Consider the following 1,468-nt stretch of genomic DNA (forward strand, 5'->3'; position numbering starts at 1 on the left):
CGGTACTAGACGTCAAATTTTACCCGCTTGCGCATATAAAATTTTAAAATTTTTAAAAATATCATTATCCAAGCTTAATTTCCTATTTTTGGTGCCATCTGCTAAGCGCTTAAATTGATGGAATTTATGAAATTTTACTCAATCTGCTTTTTTCTAAGAATCGTTATATTTTCAAGTTGAAAAAGCGGAATTTTATCAATGTCCCCATTTGCCATTTTAAATTTGTTTCATAATTGCTTCGTATATCTCACGACTCCTAGCTTGAGTCCGACGCAGAAATGCCATTTTGCTTTATGGAAATCTCGCATTTACATCTTCGGGATTAGCACTTAAATTTTGCGGTAAAATTCTAAAACTACTACACCTAAGAATTTTAACGTTTTAAAGCATTAAATTTTTATGATTTTAATGTTAGTCGCAAGCGTAGAAAAATTCGCGGTAAAAGTGGTGGATGCCTGTCGTGCGGATTTAGATGCCAGATTTATCCGCAAGCGCTACGCTTTTACTAAAATTTTGTCTTTGTAAAAATTTTAAAATTTCAATCGCTGTTTTTAAAATACTTCGGCGCAAACATAAATTTCTAGCCGCTTCGCTATATTTTATAGGCTTGCTCGGAGCTTTAAAATAGCAAGCCACGTGTCTGCTATTTGCCAAAAACCCTAGCGAAAATCGCGTCCACGTTTTTGGTGTAATATCCGTAGTCAAAGCACTCTTTGATCTCGCTTTCGCTTAGCTTTTCTCGCAGCTTTGTATCTGCGAGCAGATTTTGTAAAAATAGGCTATGCCCTTGCTCATCTATAGCTTTTTTGCCCTCTTGCAGATCCGCCCAGACCTTCATCGCATTACGCTGCACGATTTTATAAGCATCCTCTCTGCTAACTCCTCGTTTAGGCAGTTCTAGCAGCACGCGCTGCGAAAACACGAGCCCACCGGTTAAATTTAGATTTCTCATCATATTTTCGGGATATACGAGCAGTTTTTCGATCAAGCTTGTCAAGCGATTTAGCATAAAATCAGCAGTTATAAAGCCATCAGGGAGGATAAATCGCTCGACTGAGCTATGGCTGATGTCGCGTTCGTGCCATAGCGCTACGTCCTCCATCGCGGGTATTGCAAAGCTGCGGATCATACGACATAGCCCCGTTACATTTTCGCTAAGCACGGGATTTCGTTTGTGTGGCATCGCAGAGCTGCCCTTTTGACCTGGGCTAAAAAATTCCTCTGCCTCATAAACTTCGGTGCGTTGATAGTGGCGGATTGCGATAGCGATCTTTTCGCAGCTGGAAGCCAGGATCGCAAGTGCGCTCATTACCTGCGCGTAGCGATCGCGCTGGATGACTTGATTGGATGCGGGAGCGGGCTTTAGCCCCAGATATTCGCACACTAGCTCTTCCAGCTCTAGTGGAGCGTGGGCGAAATTCCCCATCGCACCGCTTATTTTGCCGTAGCTGATAACGCTTTTTGCGTG

At 42.2% G+C, this 1,468-nt stretch carries 1 protein-coding gene; it reads right to left on the minus strand.

Annotated features, from left to right (window positions below):
* Nucleotides 1-643: 643 nt before the first annotated feature.
* A partial coding sequence (gene purB / locus Q0236_RS12670) for an adenylosuccinate lyase (protein WP_297918743.1) occupies nt 644-1,468 on the minus strand: 825 nt, incomplete at its 5' end.

Origin of the sequence: uncultured Campylobacter sp. (assembly GCF_938031315.1) — a bacterium.
In the GTDB taxonomy this organism is placed as follows: domain Bacteria; phylum Campylobacterota; class Campylobacteria; order Campylobacterales; family Campylobacteraceae; genus Campylobacter_B.